Genomic DNA, 19,685 nt, shown 5'->3' with positions numbered 1-19,685 from the left:
GCCTCCGGGCGTCTCCGTCACGTACTCGTGACGTCCGTCATCCGTGCGGTACGTCTCCGGGCCGGTGGCCGCCCGCCCCGGTCGCACAGGGGGCGGGAACCATGGAGCTGACGCCCTCCGGGCACGTGGACGCCTTCGCCCGCGAGCGGCTGCCGCCCGCCTCCCAGTGGCCCCGGCTGCTCTTCGACCTGCCCGAGCTGGCGGCCTACCCCGCACGGCTCAACTGCGCCGCCGAGCTGCTCGACCGGACGGCGCGGCGGTTCGGCGCCGGGCGGCCCGCCTTCCACGACGGAGAGGGCGGGACCTGGAGTTACGGGGAGCTGTGCGAGCGCGTGGACCGGATCGCGGCCGTGCTCACCGGCGACCTGGGGCTGCGGTCCGGCAACCGGGTGCTGCTGCGCGGGCCGACCACGCCCTGGCTCGCGGCCTGCTGGCTCGCGGTCGTGAAGGCCGGCGGGATCGCCGTCGCCGTGCCGGCGCAGCAGCGGGCCGCCGAGCTCGCCGCCGTCGCCGAGGCGGCCGCCTGCTCGCTCGCCCTGTGCGACGCGGGCGCGCTCGACGAGCTGCGGGCCGCCCGCGTCCCGGGCCTGGCCGTCGTCCCGTACGGCGGTGAGGGGCCCGGCGACCTGCTCGCGCTCGCCGCGCGGCGGCCCGCCCGCCCGTTCCCCGCGGCGGACACGGCCGCCGACGACGTGGCCCTGATCGCCTTCACCTCCGGCACCACCGGCCGTCCCAAGGGCTGCGTCCACTTCCACCGGGACGTCCTCGCCGCAGCCGACACCTTCTCCGCGCACGTCCTGCGGCCCCGCCCCGACGACGTCTTCGCGGGCTCCCCGCCGCTCGCCTTCACCTTCGGCCTCGGCGGTCTGCTGGTCTTCCCGCTGCGCGCCGGCGCCGCCGCCGTCCTCCTGGACCGGGCGGGTCCGCAGCAGCTGCTCGCGGCGATCGGCCGCCACCGGGTGTCGGTGCTCTTCACCGCGCCCACCGCCTACAAGGCGATGCTCGACCTCCTCGACGGCGGCTCCCCCGCGGACCTGTCCTCGCTGCGCCGCTGCGTCTCGGCCGGCGAGCACCTGCCCGACGCCGTCTGGACCGCCTGGTACGCCAGGACCGGGCTCCGGCTCGTCAACGGCATCGGCGCCACCGAGCTCCTCCACATCTTCGTCGCCGCCGCCGACGCCGACAGCGGCCCCGGCACCACCGGCCGCCCGGTGCCCGGCTGGCGGGCCGCCGTCCTCGGCCCGGACGGCCGGCCCGTCCCCGACGGCCGGGAGGGGCTGCTCGCCGTGCGCGGCCCGATCGGCTGCCGCTACCTGACCGGCCCCCGCGAGACAGAACAGCAGACGGCGTACGTACGCGACGGCTGGAACATCACCGGCGACCGGTACGTCCGCGAGCCCGACGGCCGGTTCCGGTACGTCTCCCGCGCCGACGACATGATCGTCTCGGCCGGGTACACCATCGCCGGGCCCCAGGTGGAGGAGGTCCTCCTCGCCCATCCGGACGTCGTCGAGACGGCGGTCGTGGGCCGTCCGGACCCCCTGCGCGGCCAGGTCGTCGTCGCCTACGCGGTGGTACGGGAGGGGGTGCCGCGCGACCCGGCCACCGCCGCCGCGCTCCGCGCCTTCGTCCGCGCCCGCCTCGCCCCGTACAAGTCGCCCCGCGCGGTCGTCTTCCTGGACGCCCTTCCCCGTACCGCCACGGGCAAGCTCCAGCGCCACCGGCTGCGCGGCTAGAGTGATCACGTGGCCGAGCAGCACACACCCCGTTCCCTGATCGTCTCCCTCTACGGCGCCTACGGGCGGCCGGCCGAGGAGACCCCGATGCCGGTGGCCGCGCTGATCCGGCTGCTGGCGGCGGTCGGCGTGGACGCGCCCTCGGTGCGCTCCTCGGTGTCCCGGCTGAAGCGGCGCGGACTGCTCCTGCCCCGCAGGACCCCCGACGGCGCGGCGGGCTACGCGCTCTCCGACGAGGCCCGGCGGCTCCTGGAGGACGGCGACCGGCGGATCCACTCCCGGGCGGAGCCGTCGCTGTCGGAGGGCTGGGTCCTCGCCGTCTTCTCCGTCCCGGAGCAGGAGCGGCACAAGCGGCACCTGCTGCGGTCCCGGCTCGCCCGGCTCGGCTTCGGGACCGCCGCGCCTGGCGTGTGGATCGCGCCGGCCCGGCTGTACGAGGAGACCCGCCACGTCCTGGAGCGGCTCGGCCTCTCCTCGTACGTGGACTTCTTCCGCGGCGACCACCTGGGGTACCCGGCGACGGCGGAGGCGGTGGCCCGCTGGTGGGACCTGCCGGCGATCGCGCGGCTGCACGAGGAGTTCCTGGCCGGGCACGAGCCGGTCCTCGCGGCCTGGCGGAAGGAGCCGGGCACGGCGGAGGACGCCTACCGGGACTACCTCCTCACCCTCGACTCCTGGCGCCGGCTGCCGTACGCGGACCCGGTGCTGCCGCCCGAGCTGCTGCCGGAGGACTGGCCGGGGCGGCGGTCCGCGGCGGTCTTCGCGGAGCTGCACGCGCTGCTGTGGGAGCGGGGGGCGGAGTACGTCCGGACGGTGGAGAAGGACCTGTAAGGGCCCGCGGGGACCGAGGACCGACCGGGCGGACCGTCCAAGGTCCCGGCGGGGGCGGGGCCTGGGTCCCGGTGGAGTCGGGAGGGGCGCCTCTGTGGCCGGAAATCGGCCCCCTATATGGTTGAAACCAGGATGTCTCGGGTCGTCCTGTTCTGTTCCCCCCCGTCGCCCGCCCCCGCCTTCCCGGCGAAGGGAGCCCGTCCCCCATGTCCGCCGCACCCACGCCCCCCGCCGTCGCGCCCGGCGCCCGTCGGCGCGTCCGGCTGCCCCGTACCACCGCCGCCGTCCCGATCGCCCGGGCCCTGGTCCGTACCGCGCTCGACGAGTTCGACGCCGGTCCGGCGGGCCGGCCGGACCGCGACACGGCCGAGCTGCTCACCGCCGAGCTGGTCGCCAACGCGGTCGAGCACACCACGGGCGCCGGGCCGATCGAGCTGGTGGTGGAGCTGCTCGCGGCGCCGGGCGGCTGTCAGGTCGAGGTGCACGACCCCGATCCGGCCCGGCCCGGCCAGCTGGTCTGCCCGGATCCGGACGCCGAGGTCGATCCCTGGCAGGAGCACGGCCGGGGGCTGCTGCTGATCAGGGCGCTCAGCGGCGACTGCGGGCACCGTCCGACCGGGCACGGGAAGGCGGTCTGGTTCACGCTCCCCCGGATCCCCGCCCAGCGGCGGCACCCGTAGGCCCCTTTTCACCCCAGGGTGGCGACGAGGACCGCCTTGATGGTGTGGAGCCGGTTCTCGGCCTCGTCGAAGACGACGGAGTGCGCCGACTCGAAGACCTCGTCGGAGACCTCCAACTCGGTCAGGCCGTGCCGGGCGTGGACCTCGCGGGCGACCGCGGTGCCCAGGTCGTGGTAGGCGGGCAGGCAGTGCAGGAACTTGACGTCGGGGTTCCCGGTGGCGCGGAGCACGTCCATGGTGACGGCGTACGGGGCGAGGGCGGCGATCCGCTCGTCCCAGACCTCCTTGGGCTCGCCCATCGAGACCCACACGTCGGTGACGACGAAGTCGGCGCCGACGACGCCGTCGGTGACGGACTCGGTGAGGGTGATCGTGGCGCCGCTCTTGTCGGCGAGCTCGCCGGCGGCGGCGACGACCTCGTCGGCCGGCCAGTACGCCCGGGGGGCGACGATCCGCACGTCCATGCCGAGCAGGGCGCCGGTCACGAGGTAGGAGTTGCCCATGTTGAAGCGGGCGTCGCCGAGGTAGGCGAAGGTGATGCCGTCGAGCGGCTTGTCGCTGTGCTCGGTCATGGTGAGCACGTCGGCGAGCATCTGGGTGGGGTGCCAGTCGTCGGTGAGGCCGTTGAAGACGGGGACGCCGGCGAAGGCGGCCAGCTCCTCGACGGTGGCCTGGCTGTCGCCCCGGTACTCAATGCCGTCGAACATGCGGCCGAGGACGCGGGCGGTGTCCCTCACCGACTCCTTGTGCCCGATCTGCGAGCCGGAGGGGTCGAGGTAGGTGGTGGAGGCGCCCTGGTCGGCGGCGGCGACCTCGAAGGCGCAGCGGGTGCGGGTGGAGGTCTTCTCGAAGATCAGGGCGATGTTCCGCCCGCGCAGCCGGGGCACCTCGGTGCCGGCCTTCTTGGCGGCCTTCAGTTCGGCGGCGAGGTCGACCAGGCCGCGGAACTCCTCGGCGGTGAAGTCCAGCTCCTTGAGGAAGTGGCGGCCGGAGAGGTCAAGGGCCATGGCGGGTGCTCCTGGGGTGGGTACGGTCGGGGACGGAGTACGACGGGACCCTGGAAGTCTATACACACTTCAGCATGCTTATACAGCCCCGGGGTCCCGTCCCGCACACCGCGTCCCTCACACCGCGTCCCGCACCACCGGGCAGCTCATGCAGCGCGGGCCGCCCCTCCCCCGCCCCAGCTCACTCCCCGGGATCTCGATCACCTCGATGCCCTGCTTCCGCAGATGCGTGTTGGTCGTCACGTTCCGCTCGTACGCCACCACCACCCCCGGCTCCACCGCCAGCACGTTGCAGCCGTCGTCCCACTGCTCCCGCTCCGCCGCGTGCACGTCCTGCGTCGCCGTCAGGACCCGCACGTCCTGGAGACCGAGCGCGGCCGCGATCGCGCTGTGCATCTGCTCCGGCGGATGGTCCGTCACCCGCAGCGCCTGCCCCTCGTCGCCCGGCTCGATCGTGTACGAGCGCAGCATCCCCAGCCCGGCGTACTGCGTGAACGTGTCCCCGTCCACCATCGTCATCACCGTGTCCAGGTGCATGAACGCCCGCCGCTTCGGCATGTCGAGCGCCACGATCGTCCGCGCCGAACCCGCCGCGAACAGTCCGCGCGCCAGCATCTCCACCGCCTGCGGCGTCGTCCGCTCGCTCATCCCGATCAGCACCGCGCCGTTGCCGATCACGAGCACGTCCCCGCCCTCGATCGTCGACGGATAGTCCGCCTGCCCCTCCGACCAGTGGTGGAACGCCCCCGCCTCCGGCCCCGTGAACAGCGGATGGTGCTTGTAGATCGCCTCGAAGTGCACCGTCTCCCGCTGCCGCGCCGGCCAGCGCATCGCGTTGATCGACACCCCGTCGTAGATCCACGCCGAGGTGTCCCGGGTGAAGAGGTGGTTCGGCAGCGGACGGAGCACGAAGTCGTCCAGGTCGAGCGCGTGGAAACGGATCGACGTCGGCTCCCGGTGCGCCGCCAGGAACTCCCGCTTCGTCATCCCGCCCACCAGCGCCTCCACCAGCGCCCCGGTGTCGAGCGAGTCGAAGGCGGCCCGCAGGTGGTCGGCGGCGAGCGGCCCGTACTCCTTCTCGTCGAAGACCCGGTCGAGCACCAGCGCCCGCGCCGCCGGCACGTCCAGCGCCTCCCGCAGCAGATCGCCGAAGAGGTGCACCTCGACGCCCCGGTCGCGCAGCACGTCCGCGAAGCCGTCGTGCTCCTGGCGGGCCCTCCGCACCCACAGCACGTCGTCGAAGAGCAGGGCGTCCTTGTTGGAGGGGGTCAGCCGCTTCAGCTCCAGGTCGGGGCGGTGGAGGATCACGCGGCGGAGCCGGCCGGTCTCGGAGTCGACATGGAATCCCATGCGCCCATCCTGACGGAGCGGACGGCCGTACGCGTGACACGCGCACGGCCGAATTCCGGGGAGGCGGAGGGAATCCGCGGGGCGGCGGGATTTCGGGAAGCGGGGCGGGCCGCCGGGAGGGGGCGGGCCGCCGGGAGGGGGCGGGCCGCCGCCCGCTCCCTCCTCCCGGCCCCGGGGGCCTACAGCCTCGGGTCCACCGGTTCCGACTCCAGGGCGAGGACCCCGAAGACCGCCTCGTGCACCCGCCACAGCGGCTCGTCGGCCGCCAGCCGCTCCAGGGCCTCCAGGCCGAGCGCGTACTCGCGCAGGGCGAGCGAGCGCTTGTGGCCGAGGAAGCGCTGCCGCAGCCGCGCCAGGTTCTCCGGACGGGTGTACTCGGGGCCGTACACGATCCGCAGGTACTCCCGGCCGCGCACCTTCACGCCCGGCTGCACCGGCCGGCCCGAGGCGTCCCGGACGAGCGCGGCGAGCGGCTTGACGACCATGCCCTCGCCGCCGGCGCCGGTCAGTTCCAGCCACCAGTCGGTGCCCACGCGGACGGACTCCTCGTCGCCGGTGTCGACGACGATCCGCCGTGTCACCTGGAGCAGCCCCGTCGGATCGTGCTCCACCAGCCGGTCCAGCCACCCCAGCTGCGTGTCGTGCGGCACGGCCGCGAGCGACCGGCCCCGCCCCGCGAGCAGCTGGAACGGCGCGAACCGCACCCCGTCCAGGCCGTCCGTCGGCCAGCAGTAGCGCCGGTACGCCTCGGTGAACGCGCCCGCGTCCGCCGCCCGTTCGCGCTGGGCGGCGAGCAGCCCTTCGAGGCCCTCGACGCCCCGCGCGGCCGCCGTCTCCAGGGCCCGTACGGCAGCCGGCAGTACGGCCCCGGCGGCGGCGCCGACCGCCGCGTACTGGTGGCGCAGCAGCCCGCCCGACTTCAGCGACCACGGCATCAGCTCGCCGTCGAGCAGCAGCCAGTCCGTGTCGAGCTCCTCCCACAGCCCGGCCGCGCCGATCGCCGTCCGCAGCCGGGCGAGGACCTGCTCGGTGGCGGCGTCGTCGTCGAAGAACGGCCGTCCGGTACGGGTGTGCAGGGCGCCGGTCGGCCCGTCCACGCCGAAGCGCTCCCGCGCCGCGTCCGCGTCCCGGCACACCAGCGCCACCGCCCGCGAACCCATGTGCTTCTCCTCGCACACGACCCGCTCGACCCCGTCCGCCCGGTACTGGGCGAACGCCTCCGCCGGATGTTCCAGCCAGCCGTCCGCCTTGGCGGTCGGCGTCGGCGCCATCGTCGGCGGCAGGTACACGAGCAGCCGGGGGTCGACCGCGAAACGGCTCATGACCTCCAGGGCCGCCGCCGCGTTCTCCTCCCGCACCGCCACGTTCCCCAGGTGCCGGGTCTCCACCGTCCGCCGCCCGTGGACGTCGGCCAGGTCGAGCGGCCGGCCCTGGTGCCCGCCCGGCGCCTCCGACGCCAGCGGGCGCGCCGGCTCGTACCAGACCCGCTCGGCCGGTACGTCGACGAGCTCGCGCTCCGGCCAGCGCAGCGCGGTCATCCGCCCGCCGAACACGGCACCGGTGTCCAGGCAGATCGTGTTGTTGATCCAGGAGGTCGTCGGCACCGGGGTGTGCCCGTACACGACCGTCGCCCGGCCCCGGTACTCCTCCGCCCACGGGTAGCGCACCGGAAGCCCGAACTCGTCGGTCTCGCCGGTGGTCTCCCCGTACAGCGCGTGGGACCGGACCCGGCCCGAGGTGCGGCCGTGGTACTTCTCCGGCAGACCGGCGTGGCACACCACCAGCTTCCCGTCGTCGAGGACGTAGTGGCTGACCAGGCCGTCGATGAACTCCCGCACCTGCTCGCGGAACTCCGCGGGCTCGCGCTCCAGCTGCTCGACCGTCTCGGCGAGGCCGTGGGTCTGCTGGACCTGCCTGCCCTTCAGCCAGCGGCCCAGCTTGTTCTCGTGGTTGCCCGGCACGCACAGCGCGTTCCCGGCCGCCACCATGCCCATCACCCGGCGCAGCACACCCGGCGAGTCCGGACCCCGGTCGACCAGGTCGCCGACGAAGACCGCCGTACGCCCCTCCGGGTGCACGCCGTCCACGTAGCCGAGCCGGCCGAGCAGCGTCTCCAGCTCGCTCCGGCAGCCGTGGACGTCGCCGATGATGTCGAACGGTCCCGTCAGGTGCCGCAGGTCGTTGAACCGGCGCTCCCGCACCACCTCCGCCGCGTCCACCTCCGCGACCGACCTGAGGACGTGGACCTTGCGGAAGCCCTCCCGCTCCAGGCCCTTCAGTCCCCGGTGCAGCTCGCGCCGGTGGCGGGGGATCACGTGGGCGGGCATGTCGGCCCGGTCGGCCCGCAGCGCGTTCCGCTCCCGGCAGACCGACTCCGGCAGGTCGAGCACGATCGCGATCGGCAGCACGTCGTGCTCCCGCGCCAGCGCCACCAGCCGGCGGCGCGCCTCCCGCTGCACGTTGGTGGCGTCGACGACGGTCAGCCGGCCGGCGGCGAGCCGCTTGCCGACGATGTAGTGGAGCACGTCGAAGGCGTCCCGGGACGCCGACTGGTCGTTCTCGTCGTCGGCGACGAGGCCCCGGCAGAAGTCCGATGACACCACCTCGGTCGGCTTGAAGTGCCGCCGCGCGAAGGAGGACTTGCCGGAACCGGTCGCGCCGACGAGCACGACGAGGGACAGGTCGGTGACGGGCAGCGCGCGGCGCTCCACGGTGGTGGTGACGGTCGGGACGTCGCTCATGCCCGGTCCTCCTTCTTCGTCTCGTCGTTCTTCGTCTCGCCGTCGTTCCCGGTACGGGTGAACACGCCCATCTGCGTGGGTGCGCCGACCTCGGGGTCGTCCGGGCCGACCGGCGCGAACTCCACGGTGTAGCCGTGCCGTTCGGCCACCCCCTCGGCCCAGGCGCGGAACTCCGCCCGGGTCCACTCGAAGCGGTGGTCGCCGTGCCGGACGTGCCCGGCGGGCAGCGACTCCCAGCGCACGTTGTACTCGACGTTCGGCGTGGTCACGACGACCGTACGGGGCCGTGCCGCACCGAACACCGCGTACTCCAGGGCCGGAAGCCGGGGCAGGTCCAGGTGCTCGATCACCTCGCTCAGGACGGCCGCGTCGTACCCGCCGAGCCGCTTGTCGGTGTACGTGAGCGAGCCCTGCACCAGGGAGACGCGGGCGGCCTGCCGCTCGCCCATCCGGTCCAGGCGCAGCCGGCGCGCGGCGACGGTCAGCGCCCGTACCGACACGTCCACGCCCACGATCTCCGTGAACCGCACGTCCTTCAGGAGCTCCTGCACCAACTGGCCCTGCCCGCAGCCCAGGTCGAGGACCCGGGAGGCGCCGGCCGACCGCAGGGCGGCCAGGATCGCCTCGCGCCGGTGCACGGCGAGCGGCACCGGCCGCTCCTCCGTGTCGCTCGCCTCGTCCACGGCGTTGTCGACGTCCTCGACGTCCAGGCCGTCGGCCTCGGCGAGGCGCACCAGTTCGAGCCGCTCCGAGGCCTCGCGGGCGAGGCTCCGGCGGCGCGACAGGTAGCGGGTGGTGATCAGCTCGCGCCGGGGGTGCGCCGCCAGCCAGCCCTCACCGGCGCGCAGCAGCTTGTCCACCTCGTCGGGCGCGACCCAGTAGTGCTTGGCGTCGTCGAGGACGGGCAGCAGCACGTACAGCTGGTTCAGCGCGTCCGCGAGCCGCAGCCCGTCGCCCTCCAGGACCAGCCGCACGTACCGCGAGTCGCCCCAGTCGGGGAACTCCGCGTCCAGCGCCACCGGTTCGGCGTCCACCGTCGTCCAGCCCAGCGGTCCGAACAGCTCCCGGACCAGCTCCGCCCCGCCCCTGGCGGGCAGGACCGGCACCTCGATCCGCAGCGGCAGCGGCTGGGCCGCCCGCTCGGGCAGCGCCCGGCACACGCCGTGCAGCGCCGTCTTGAAGACCTGCGCCAGCGCGACCGCGAGCAGCGAGGACGCGGCGTACGGCCGGTCGTTCACGTACTGCGCGAGCGCCGCGTCCGGGGCGCCGCCCCGGCCCTTGCCCTTGCCGCGGCGCACCAGCGCCACGGGGTCCACCTCCAGGAGCAGGGCCGCGGTGCAGCGCTCCGCGGTGGCCTCGGGGTAGAGCACGTGCGCGCGGCCGTGCGAGGTCGAGAACGCCTGCGCCCGCTCGGGATGCTTGTGCAGCAGGAAACCGAGGTCGGTGGCGGGACGCTCCTGGGTGCCGGTGGTACTGATCGTCAAGAACACACGCCCGAGTATGAGCGCCCCTCCCCCACCCGGACCAGGCATTTTCCGCCAGGCCGTGTGCTACCCGGGCGTTCTCCGCCGGGCCAGGGCGGCGACGGTCTCCGGGCCGACGCGGCAGCAGCCGCCGATCAGCCGGGCACCGGCCCGGGCCCACGCGGCGGCGAGGGCCGGGGCGGCGGCCGGGCCGTACACGGGCGTCCCGCGCCAGCCCCGGGCCCCGGCGTCCCAGCGCTCCCCGCTGTTCGGGTAGACGACCGCCGGCAGGCCGGTCGCGGCCACGGCCTCCGCGACGGCGTCGGCCGCCTCCGCGGGCTCGCAGCAGTTCACGCCGACGGCCACGACCTGCTCGTTCCCCGCCGCCACCGCGAACGCCTCCGCCAGCCCCTGCCCGGCCCGGGTCCGCCCGTCCGCCACCGTGTACGACAGCCAGACCGGCACCCCGCACCCCTCCGCCGCCCGCAGCAGCGCCTCCGCCTCCACGGCGTCCGGCACCGTCTCCAGCGCCAGCACGTCCGGCCCCGCCGCCGCGAGCGCCTCCACCCGCGGCCGGTGGAAGGCCGCCAGCTCCCGCACCGAGAGCCCGTACCGGCCCCGGTACTCGCTCCCGTCGGCCAGCATCGCCCCGTAGGGCCCCACGGAGGCCGCCACCCACACGTGAGGCTCCTCCCCCGCCGCCGCCCTGGCCAGGGTGACGCTGCGGGTCAGCAGCCCGGCGGCCTCGGGGCGGTCGAGGCCGCGCCGGGCGAAGCCCTCGAAGGTGGCCTGGTAGCTGCCGGTGATCAGCACCTGGGCCCCGGCCCGGACGTAGGCGGCGTGGGCCGCCGCGATCTGTTCGGGCGCGTCGGCGAGCAGCCGCGCCGACCAGAGCGCGTCGGACAGGTCGCACCCCTGGGCCTCCAGCTGGTTGGAGAGGCCGCCGTCGAGGACGAGCACTCCGTCGGCGAGTGCCTGGGCGAGGGTCCGGGCCGGTGTCATTCGGGTCACCCCAGCTGCGGTGCGACCTGGGCGGAGACCAGCTCCAGGTGGTCCAGGTCGTCCAGGTCGAGGACCTGGAGGTAGACCCGGGAGGAGCCGACCGCCGCGTAGCGGCCGAGCTTGTCGACGACCTCGGCGGGCGACCCCGCGAGGCCGTTGGCCTTCAGTTCCGCCACGTCCCGGCCGATGGCGGCGGCGCGGCGCGCCACCTCGGCGTCGTCCTTGCCGACGCAGACGACCAGCGCGTTGGAGTACACGAGGTCGTCGGCGCGCCGGCCGGCCTCCTCGGCGGCCGCGCGGACGCGCCCGAACTGCCGCTCGGTCTCCTCCAGGGGCGCGAACGGGATGTTGAACTCGTCCGCGTACCGCGCGGCGAGCCGGGGCGTGCGGGTGGCGCCGTGGCCGCCGATCAGGACCGGGATCTTCTTCTGGGCGGGCTTGGGCAGTGCGGGCGAGTCGGCGAGACGGTAGTGCTCCCCTTCGTACGAGAACGTCTTGCCGGCCTCGGTCTCCCACAGGCCCGTGACGATCGCCAGCTGCTCCTCCAGCCGGCCGAACTTCTCCTTCGGGAACGGGATGCCGTAGGCGGTGTGCTCCTCCTCGAACCAGCCGGCGCCGAGGCCGAGTTCGACGCGCCCGCCGGACATCTGGTCGACCTGGGCGACCTGGATGGCGAGGACGCCCGGCAGCCGGAAGGTGGCGGCGGTCATCAGGGTGCCGAGGCGGATCCGCTTGGTCTCGCGGGCGAGGCCCGCGAGGGTGATCCAGGCGTCGGTGGGGCCGGGAAGCCCGTCGGACGAGCCCATGCGCAGATAGTGGTCGGAGCGGAAGAAGGCCGAGAAGCCGAGGTCCTCGGTGGCGCGGGCCACCCTGAGGAGGGTGTCGTAGTCGGCGCCCTGCTGGGGTTCGGTGAAGATGCGAAGATCCATGCCTCCATCCTGCACCCGTCGGGTGCGTGTCAAGCCGTGCGTCAGCGTGGGGGGCCTTCCGGCCCGGTCGGGTGAATATCCGTCCCCTTGGCGGGGCGCGTCACCGCTGGCCAGTGACCGCGGCGGGGCCCCGTCGTTTGCTCGGGCGGAGCCGGACCGCCCGGCCCGCGTGCCGGCGGCCGCAGCCGGTGCGTCGTTCTTCTCCCGTGATTCCGTCCGCACCGGCCGGGTCCGGGTCGAGGAGGCCGCGATGTCCCAGGAAGCCGCGCCGGAGCAGGCCCTGCCCGAGCAGCAGGTGCCGCAGTCCGTGCCCGGTCAGCAGGCCCCCGGAGCCCCGAAGGGGCTGCTCCAGCAGATGGAGGAGCTGATGGCGGCGCTCTCCGCCGACCTCTCCCAGCTGGACGCCGACCTCCAGTCCTCGGCGGACCGCCACGAGCCGGGAACGGCCGACGGGCACCGTGACGAGCGCCTCGACGAGCGCCGCGAGGGTGGTGCCGGGCCGCGCTGACCGGACCGCACCGGCCGTCTCCCCCTCCCCTGCCCCGGGCCTGGGACCGTCACCGGTCCCGGGCCCGGTCGCGTTCCCTGTCCCGTTCCTGGTCGCGTTCTCGGCCTCGCTCCCCGTCACGTTCTCCGTCGCGCCCCCTCTCCGGGTGGCTCTCCGGCTGCCCTTCCCGCGCGGGCTCGGGAGCCGGGCGCGGGGCGGGAGGCCCCGGGTGCGGGGTGGTGGCCGGGCGGGGGCCCGCTCGGCGCCGGGGCGGGTCGGGAGGGCGGGCCCGGCCCTGCTCGCGCACGTCGAGGCGGCGGAGCATGCCGCGGACGCGGTCGCCCGCCTCGTCGGCGGCGTCGATGGCCTCCATGCACTGCCAGTACAGCGCCTCGTCGTCGGTGACCGAGGCCACGCCGACGAGGGCGATGCCGACCTCCCCGAGGAGCTCCCCGAGGGCGGTGAGCGCCGAGCGCGGGTCGCCGACCCCGGTGAGCCGGGCGGCGCGCGGCCCGGCCGCTCCCCACGCCGGGTACTCCCCGGCCTCGCTGAGCCCCCGCGCCTCGCCGCGCAGCTCCAGCGGCCCGCAGAGCGCGAGGTGACTTCCTATGGCCTGGGCGAGGGCCCGGGCCTGCCAGGCTTCCGCCACGATGTCGTGTGCCGTCCCGCTCTCGGCCAGTGCGCGCAGGCCGGCTTGGACGAGCCGCTCCGCTTCCATCAACTCCGCCCCCGTTCGTGCGACTTACCGTTCTCTCAGTCCACTACCCAGCGTGAGGCCACCCGAGCCCTGACACCAGAGGAATGCGGAAATCTGTGGACAGGCAGCGCGACGGGGAAAAGCCGCTCACTCCGAAGAGTGACGATCGCCGTCACCTATGCCAGATTTGCCCGTTTCACCCCTTCCGTGGGGCGGGAAGCGGAGCTCGTTCCGGTCGATCTTGGCGGCGAGCGCGGTCAGGGGGTCGATCCCCAGCACCGTGCAGAACTGGAGGAGGTAGGCGAGGACGTCGGCGACCTCGTCGGTGACGCGGTGGGCCGAGTCAGGGTCCTCCATCACCTTCCCCGCCTGCTCGGGGGTCAGCCACTGGAAGATCTCCAGGAGTTCGGCGGCCTCGACGCTGAGCGCCGCCGCCAGGTTCTTGGGCGTGTGGTAGGGCTGCCAGTCGCGCGCCGCCGCGAAGTCGGCCAGGCGGCGCTGGAGCCCTGCCACGTCGTATCCGTCGTCCGTCACGGGGTCAGGTCTACCACTGTCACCCCCGGCGTCCGCCGGGCTTCCGCCGCGGTGCCCGCGCCTACCGCGCCGACGAGCCGGATGTGGCCGTCGGCCGCGATGGCGGCGGCGAGGCCGAGGAGTGCGGTGGCCTGGCGGGTGTCGAGTCCCCGGTCGAGGTCGTCGGTGAGGAGGGTGAGGCACTGCATGGCGTCCGGCACCTCGGCGATCCGGTCCATGGCGAGGACGCCGGGGCCGGTGAGGAGGGTCAGGGCGAGGGCGAGGTAGCGGAGTTCGCCGTCGCCGAGGCGGCCGAGCGGGGTGGCGGGGCGGGCGCCCCGGGCGAGGAGGGCGCGGACGGTGCCGTCGGGGAGCTGCTGCACGCCGACGGCGGTGACCGGACCCGCGCAGCCCGCGGCGGCGACGGCGGCGAGGCGCTGGTGGCGGCGGGGGCACGCGGTGTGGGTGCGGTGCAGGACCTCGGCGAGGTTGGCGCAGTCGCGGAGGAGGCGCCCCTCGCCGGGGAGGACGGGGGCGCGCATCCTGTCCGGCACGGGGGCGCAGGGGAAGAGGGAGCGGAGGCCGACCACGGTCTGTTCGGCGGCGGCGAGCACTTCGCGCTGGCCCTCGGTGGCACCGGCGACGCGCAGCGGGAGGAGGGCGGTGCCCAGGAGGTCGTCGGGGAGCGGGGCGCGGGTGACGGGGGTGGTGCCCGCGGTGAGCCAGGCGGCCTGGACGGTGGCGCGGCCGGGGTCCCTGAGGGCGGTGGTGAGGAGGGTGCGGCCGTGGCGGGTGAGGCGTTCGCCGACGACGCGGAGTTCGGGTTCGGCCTGGACGGCGAGGTCGAGGCGGACGGGACCGACGGGGCCGTCGACGGTGCAGCCGATGCGGAAGCCGCGGCGGCCCTGGGAGTCGGGCCGGGCGCCGTCGGGGACGTGGGCGGCGGGGTCGGGGAAGACCTCGGCGAGCGGGTCGCCCGCGCCGAGGCGGGCGAGCGCCTCGTACGCGCCGAGGACGGTGGACTTGCCGCTGCCGCTGGGGCCGGTGAAGAGGGTGACGGGGCCGAGGGGGTACGTGGCGCGCCTGCGCCCGCCGTAGGCGGAGAGCCGCAGCTCGGTGACGACGGGCCTCGGCACGGGCGGAGGCTCGGCCCCGCCCTCACCCCTGGCTCCGGCTCCGGGCCGGCTCCCGGCCCCCGCCGCCACCCGAGCCCCGCCCCCGCCGCCGTCGCCCCCGGAGGACGTACCGGTGCCGACCGGCGAGCGGCCTCCTCCCGTACCGGAGGACGAGGGAGTGAGGCGGGGAGAGGGCACGATGTCCGGGCGAGAGGCACGCGGATCGGGAACGCGGGGATCGGGGAGACGGGGATCGGGGAGACGGGGATCGGGGAGACGGGGATCGGGGAGACGGGGATCGGGAACGCCTGATTCGGGGGTACCGGGTTCGGGGGTGCGGGCGAGGGCGGGGCCGCCGGTGTGGTCCATGATCGGACCGTACGCAGGGCCGGTTCTGGCGAACCGTTACGGCGAGATGGCCTTCCTACGATCGGGGGACGCCCGCGCGCGGGGCGCCGACGGGCTCGTCGTCCTCGTCGTCGGCCGGGGCGTCGCCGGTGGACTCGACCTCGGTCCCGGGCGGGGCGAGCAGGAAGACGTTGCGGTCGACGCGGTGCATGCCGCTGCCCAGGCCGAAGACGACGCCGCTGCTGAAGTCGAGGACCCGCTTGGCGACTTCGGGATCGGCGCTGGTGAGGTCGAGCAGGACCGGGATCCGGGCGATGAGGTACTCGGCGACCTCGCGGGCGTCGGCGAAGACCTGGACCCGCAGCACGACCATGCGGTGCCGTTCGGCGGTCTCGTACGGGTCGGGGTTCGTGCGGTGGTCGACTCTGGACGGCCATTCGTCACGGCCGCGCAGCGGCAGGACCTGGGCCAGGCCCTCCCACTGCTCGTCGGTGACGTCGTACCTCTCGTACCTACTCATGGCCCCATCCTCCCGCCCCTCACCCGTTCGGCCCAACAACGACACGGTCGAACGGGTGACGGTCGGGCTACGGAGAGATCACGAGCGCCACGGGCACCGTGGATACCGCGGACGTCACAGTCGTCACAGCCGTCACACGAAGGTCTTGGCCAGGCGGCGCAGGCCCTCGGCGATCTCGTCGGGCGAGTGGGTGGTGAAGGAGAGCCGGAGGGAGGCCGGGTCGGGGGTGCCGCAGAAGAAGGGGGCGCCGGGCACGTAGGCGACGAGGTGGCCGACGGCGGTGGAGAGGAGGGCGGTGGCGTCGTGGCCTTCGGGGAGGGTGGCCCAGACGAACATGCCGCCTTCGGGCCGGTTCCAGCGGCTGCCCTCGGGAAGGGCGGCGGGCAGGCCGGCGAGCAGGGCGTCACGGCGGTCGCGGTAGGCGGCGCGCACCCCGGCGACGTGGGAGTCGAGGTCGCTGTCGCGGAGGTAGCGGGCGGCGGCGGCCTGGTCGACGGTGGAGGTGTGCAGGTCGGCGGCCTGCTTGGCGATGACGCAGGCGCGGCGGAGGCCGGCGGGGGCCCGGAGGTGGCCGAGGCGCAGGCCGGGGGCCATGACCTTGGAGAAGGAGCCGAGGAGGACCGTGCGGTCGGCGGCGGCCGGGTGCGCGGCGACGGGCGGGACGGGCTCGCCGTCGAAGCGGAGTTCGCCGTACGGGTCGTCCTCGACGATCCAGAAGCCGTGGCGGGCGGCGGCCTCGGCGACGGCGGCGCGGCGCGCGGTGGGAAGGGTGCGGCCGGTGGGGTTCTGGAAGGTGGGGACGAGGTAGAGCAGGGTGGGCCGCTCGCGGGCGGCGATCTCGTCGAGGGCCTCGGGGACGATGCCGTCCTCGTCGGTGGGGACGGGGACGACGCGGGCGCCGGCGAAGCCGAAGCCCTGGAGGGCGGCGAGGTAGCAGGGGTCCTCGACGAGGACCACGCTGCCGGGTTCGAGGAGCGCGGTGGTGAGGAGGCTGAGGGCCTGCTGGGAGCCGGTGGTGACGATCAGGTCGTCGGCGCCGGTGGCCAGGCCGCGGGCGGTGAGCCGGGCGGCGACGGCCTCGCGGAGGGCGGGGTCGCCCTCGGTGGTGGAGTACTGGAGGGCGGACCGCGGGCTGTCCGTGAGGACGGCCTGGTAGGCGGCCCTGATGCCGTCGGTGTCGAAGAGTTCGGGGGCGGGCAGGCCGCCGGCGAACGAGATGACCTCGGGCCGTGCCGTGAGCGCCAGGATCTCCCGTACGGGCGACGAGGCCACGTCCCCCAGCCGGGAGGCGAGGGGCGGGGTCGGAGCGGCGGACCGGGAGGCGGAGGCGGCGGTAGGCATACGCGTCAGCATAGGGAGCGGTCGCCCGGTGTCCAGAAGCCGTCCGCGGCCCGAGACCCCTGTGGGCGGCGGGAGTTGGGGCCACCGGCGGTGAACGTGCGGGTGTACGGGATGCGGTGGGCGTCCAGGGCGCGGCGGCAGGCGTCGGCGCGGGCCTCGGCGCCGGGGGCCGTGGGGTCGTGGAGGACCCCGGCGACGGAACCGCTGTGGGAGATCTGGACGCCGACGGCGCCGGTACGGCGGGCGAGGGCGACGAGCGCCCCGAACTCCGGGTGCCTCAGCACCCGTTGGGCGCGGCAGGCGCTGGCGGTGGCGACCCGTCCGAGGAGGGCGGTGTCGCCGTGGGCGAGGGCCCGGCGGAGGCGGTCGCGGAGGCGGGCGTAGACGTGGAGGTCGTCGTCGGTGGGGGCGGGGACGGGAAGGGCGAGGGTGTCGACGGGGGCGCCGCCGCCGAGGAGGCAGCCGACGACGAGGAGCGGCGGCAGGGCGGGGCCGAGGACTTCGAGGACGCGGCCCTCGCGCTGGGCGAAGAGGACGGGCCGGGCGTCGAGCATGAGGGGGTCGCTGGCGTGCTCGGCGCGGACCGCGAGGCGGGCGGTGGTGCCGGGGTCGAGGCGGAGCCCGTACGCGTCGGCGACGGCGCGCACGGTGGCGAGGACGTCGCTGGTGGAGCTTCCCATGCCGAGGCCGAGCGGGACGCCGCCGGTGAGCCGCAGCTCGCCGCCGTACGCGGCCCGCCCGGTACGGGCCGCGCAGGCGGCGACGGCGAGCCGGGCGGCGCGGACGGCCTTGGTACGGCCTCCGGGCACGACGGTGACGGCGTCGGCCGGGGCGCCGGGGCGGGGCGTGAACACGGCCCGGGTCCCGGGCTCCGGCACGGGGAGGGTGACGAGCCCGGCCCGGGGCCGCCCGTCGCCGTCGAGGAAGACGCCCTGAAGGACCTCACCGTGGTGGGAGGGGGCGTGACCGGTGCCGGGGGCGGGCCGGAGGGCGATGGCGGGGGCGGGGGTGCTCGTGGTCACGAAGGAGAGTGTGACCTGCGGGGGGCGGCGGGCGGACGGGCGGGTCAGGACGGGGCGACGGCGCCGCAGGGGGTGAAGACGGCGACGTCGTAGCGTTCGAGGACCGGTTCGGGGGCGGTGGCCCGTTCGGCGCGGGCCGCCGCTTCGAGGCGGGCGGGGCCGTCGCGGAACTCGGCGTCGGTGAGGTGGGTGAACTTCGACCGGGGACGGGTGGCGAGCCGGGCGTGGTACGCCGTGAGGCTCGCCGTGACCGGCTGGGCGAAGGAGGCGGCCCCGAGGAGGTCGAGTCCGCCGGCGGCGAAGTCGGCGGCGGGCTCGTCCTCGCCGGGGAAGCGCCGTTCGTCGACGGCCCTCAGCCTGGGGCAGTAGGTGTGGACGAGGGAGTCGAGGTGCTCGCGGAAGGCGGTGCGGACGGCCACGCGGCCGTCGGGGCGCAGTACGCGGGCCAGTTCGCGGGCGGCGCGGGGGCGGTCGGGGAGGTGGTGGACGACGCGGGAGAGGAGGGCGAGGTCGAAGGAGGCGGAGGGGGCGGGGAGGGCTTCGGCCGTGCCGGGGACGTAGTGGACGGCCGGGTGCGGGTGGTGGTGACGGGCTTCCGCCGGCATGGCCTCGGAGGCGTCGACGGCGAGGACGCGGGCGCCTGCCCGGCGGGCCAGGGCCGACGCGAACATGCCGGTGCCGGTGCCGACCTCCAGGACGGCGGGGGCGGGGCGCGGGGCAGGGGCGGCGATCAGGTCGGCCCAGGAGCGGAGGGACGGCTCCGGCATCCTGTTGCCCCGCTCGTACGCTCCGGCGAGGCGTTCGTCGTCGTGGGCACGTCGCATCGGCCCATCGCGGCATGGGGTTCGGGTGGTGGGGCGAGGCCGGCGAAGCCGGTGGGGAAGTGTGCGGCAGGGGAACAGGCGGGGACGGCGGGGCGGCGCGGGGCGGTCAGTACGATGAACCGCGCCCGCAGCGGAAGGCGGGGAGACGGTGGGAGGCCGAAGGCATGACGGACCGCAGCCACGCCGCCCGGGCGACTCCGCGCAGACGGGGACAGGGGGAGCTGGAGACGCAGGTGCTGGCCCTGCTGCACACGGCGCCGGGGCCGGTGGCGGCGGGCTGGGTGCAGGAGCGGCTCGGGGGCGGCCTCGCCTACACGACGGTGGTGACCATCCTGACCCGGCTCCATGCCAAAGGGGTGGTCTCGCGGGAGCGTTCGGGGCGCTCGTTCCAGTGGACGGCGGTCGCCGACGGGGCGGGTCTCGCCGCGCTGAGGATGCGCCGGGTGCTGGACTCGGAGTCCGATCGCGAAGCCGTCCTGACGAGTTTCGTGACCGCGCTGTCGCCCGGCGACGAGCGCCTTCTGCGCGCGCTGCTGGACGGCACGGAGGCCACGGCACGTTGAGGGCTCTCCGGTCCCTCGGGCCGTTCGGAGCTCTCGGATCGTTCGGAGCCACCAGGCCGTTCGGAGCCATCGGGTCGTTCGGAGTTCTCGAAGCCCTCGGAGGAGGGAGGCTGGCGGCATGGGCGTCTCCGTCTTCCTGCCGCTGGTCCTGCCGTTGACGGCCTGGCCCGTCGCCCGACTCGCCGAGCACCATCTGCCCCCCGGGGCCGCGACGTGGCTGCTGAGCGCGGTGGCGGCGGTGCTCGCCGTGTGCAGCACGCTGTGCCTCGGGCTGCTCATGGTGGTGGGGACCGCCCGGCTTCCCGGGAACCCGCTGCCCGGCAGGCGGGACCGGATCGTCGTCACCACCGGCATGCCGGCCGGGCTTGACGCCGGGGAACGGCGGACGAGGAGGCGGCGCAGGCCGTGGGGTGCCGGCGGACCGTGGCACGGGCGGCCGGCAAGTCGGCGCTGATCTCCCGGGGTTCACCCGTCGCCACTCTGACGCACTTCGCCGCGGTGGGGCCGGCCGTCTGG

17 protein-coding genes and 2 pseudogenes are annotated in these 19,685 nt (G+C 75.3%); 6 read left to right on the top strand and 13 right to left on the bottom strand.

The genetic code is table 11. From position 1 onward, the window contains the following. Positions 1–101 precede the first annotated feature (101 nt). The 3 genes from QK442_RS34190 to QK442_RS34180 all read left to right on the top strand — a co-directional run bounded on the left by QK442_RS34190 (position 102) and on the right by QK442_RS34180 (position 3,247). The gene (locus tag QK442_RS34190; RefSeq protein WP_282698012.1) at positions 102–1,736 is read left to right on the top strand and encodes an AMP-binding protein; all 1,635 of its coding nucleotides are present in this window, start codon (positions 102–104) and stop codon (positions 1,734–1,736) included. A 9-nt stretch (positions 1,737–1,745) separates the two neighbouring features. Beyond that, a complete protein-coding gene (locus QK442_RS34185; protein WP_282698011.1) occupies positions 1,746–2,567 on the top strand; it encodes a PaaX family transcriptional regulator C-terminal domain-containing protein in 822 nt (273 codons plus the stop codon). Positions 2,568–2,773: 206 nt separating this feature from the next. Continuing rightward, a complete protein-coding gene (locus QK442_RS34180; protein WP_282698010.1) occupies positions 2,774–3,247 on the top strand; it encodes an ATP-binding protein in 474 nt (157 codons plus the stop codon). 8 nt (positions 3,248–3,255) lie between these two features. Here QK442_RS34180 and argF read toward each other — a convergent pair whose 3' ends face one another. The 6 genes from argF to QK442_RS34150 all read right to left on the bottom strand — a co-directional run bounded on the left by argF (position 3,256) and on the right by QK442_RS34150 (position 11,739). Beyond that, the gene (argF, locus tag QK442_RS34175) at positions 3,256–4,254 is read right to left on the bottom strand and encodes an ornithine carbamoyltransferase (RefSeq protein WP_282698009.1); all 999 of its coding nucleotides are present in this window, start codon (positions 4,252–4,254) and stop codon (positions 3,256–3,258) included. 117 nt (positions 4,255–4,371) lie between these two features. Continuing rightward, positions 4,372–5,604 (bottom strand): arginine deiminase, encoded by a 1,233-nt coding sequence (locus QK442_RS34170; protein ID WP_282698008.1) that lies wholly within the window; start codon positions 5,602–5,604, stop codon positions 4,372–4,374. A gap of 179 nt (positions 5,605–5,783) precedes the next feature. Beyond that, the gene (locus tag QK442_RS34165; RefSeq protein ID WP_282698007.1) at positions 5,784–8,345 is read right to left on the bottom strand and encodes a polynucleotide kinase-phosphatase; all 2,562 of its coding nucleotides are present in this window, start codon (positions 8,343–8,345) and stop codon (positions 5,784–5,786) included. Beyond that, entirely contained in the window at positions 8,342–9,835 is a 1,494-nt protein-coding gene (locus QK442_RS34160) for a 3' terminal RNA ribose 2'-O-methyltransferase Hen1 (protein ID WP_282698006.1), read from the bottom strand. The genes QK442_RS34165 and QK442_RS34160 overlap by 4 nt, the downstream gene beginning before the upstream one ends. Positions 9,836–9,895: 60 nt before the next feature. Next, positions 9,896–10,810: a homocysteine S-methyltransferase gene (gene mmuM / locus QK442_RS34155; protein WP_282698005.1), complete on the bottom strand. Its 915-nt coding sequence runs from the start codon at positions 10,808–10,810 to the stop codon at positions 9,896–9,898. Positions 10,811–10,815: 5 nt separating this feature from the next. After that, complete coding sequence (locus tag QK442_RS34150; RefSeq protein ID WP_282698004.1) at positions 10,816–11,739, bottom strand: LLM class F420-dependent oxidoreductase; 924 nt, start codon at positions 11,737–11,739, stop codon at positions 10,816–10,818. Between the two features lie 250 nt (positions 11,740–11,989). On the opposite strand from QK442_RS34150, the gene QK442_RS34145 reads away from it, so the two are divergent. Further along, complete coding sequence (locus QK442_RS34145; protein ID WP_282698003.1) at positions 11,990–12,247, top strand: hypothetical protein; 258 nt, start codon at positions 11,990–11,992, stop codon at positions 12,245–12,247. A gap of 265 nt (positions 12,248–12,512) precedes the next feature. Here the strand turns inward: QK442_RS34145 and QK442_RS34140 are convergent. The 7 genes and pseudogenes from QK442_RS34140 to QK442_RS34110 form a co-directional block, all read right to left on the bottom strand. After that, positions 12,513–12,944, bottom strand: a pseudogene (locus tag QK442_RS34140) (DUF6099 family protein); the annotation flags it as partial. Between the two features lie 126 nt (positions 12,945–13,070). Next, entirely contained in the window at positions 13,071–13,457 is a 387-nt protein-coding gene (locus QK442_RS34135) for a nucleotide pyrophosphohydrolase (RefSeq protein WP_282698002.1), read from the bottom strand. Next, positions 13,454–14,572, bottom strand: a complete 1,119-nt coding sequence (locus QK442_RS34130) for an ATP-binding protein (RefSeq protein ID WP_282698001.1) — start codon at positions 14,570–14,572, stop codon at positions 13,454–13,456. Before QK442_RS34130 ends, QK442_RS34135 begins: the two co-directional genes overlap by 4 nt. Before the next feature lie 403 nt (positions 14,573–14,975). Continuing rightward, positions 14,976–15,419 (bottom strand): cell division protein SepF, encoded by a 444-nt coding sequence (locus QK442_RS34125; protein ID WP_282698000.1) that lies wholly within the window; start codon positions 15,417–15,419, stop codon positions 14,976–14,978. A gap of 132 nt (positions 15,420–15,551) precedes the next feature. Continuing rightward, a complete protein-coding gene (locus tag QK442_RS34120) occupies positions 15,552–16,760 on the bottom strand; it encodes a PLP-dependent aminotransferase family protein (RefSeq protein WP_282697999.1) in 1,209 nt (402 codons plus the stop codon). A gap of 5 nt (positions 16,761–16,765) precedes the next feature. After that, positions 16,766–17,782 (bottom strand): GHMP kinase, encoded by a 1,017-nt coding sequence (locus QK442_RS34115; RefSeq protein WP_282697998.1) that lies wholly within the window; start codon positions 17,780–17,782, stop codon positions 16,766–16,768. A 44-nt stretch (positions 17,783–17,826) separates the two neighbouring features. Beyond that, positions 17,827–18,606 carry a class I SAM-dependent methyltransferase gene (locus QK442_RS34110; protein ID WP_282697997.1) on the bottom strand — a complete coding sequence of 260 codons (780 nt, stop codon included), beginning with the start codon at positions 18,604–18,606 and terminating at the stop codon, positions 17,827–17,829. A 164-nt stretch (positions 18,607–18,770) separates the two neighbouring features. Between QK442_RS34110 and QK442_RS34105 the strand changes: the two genes are divergently transcribed. After that, positions 18,771–19,169, top strand: coding sequence for a BlaI/MecI/CopY family transcriptional regulator (locus tag QK442_RS34105; RefSeq protein WP_282697996.1), 399 nt, complete (start codon positions 18,771–18,773; stop codon positions 19,167–19,169). Between the two features lie 118 nt (positions 19,170–19,287). Next, positions 19,288–19,685, top strand: a pseudogene (locus QK442_RS34100) (M56 family peptidase); the annotation flags it as partial.

Source organism: Streptomyces sp. CC208A, assembly GCF_030010625.1.
In the GTDB taxonomy this organism is placed as follows: domain Bacteria; phylum Actinomycetota; class Actinomycetes; order Streptomycetales; family Streptomycetaceae; genus Streptomyces.
The sequence above is the reverse complement of the archived record's forward strand: the minus strand, read 5'-3'. Positions and strand labels throughout refer to the sequence as shown.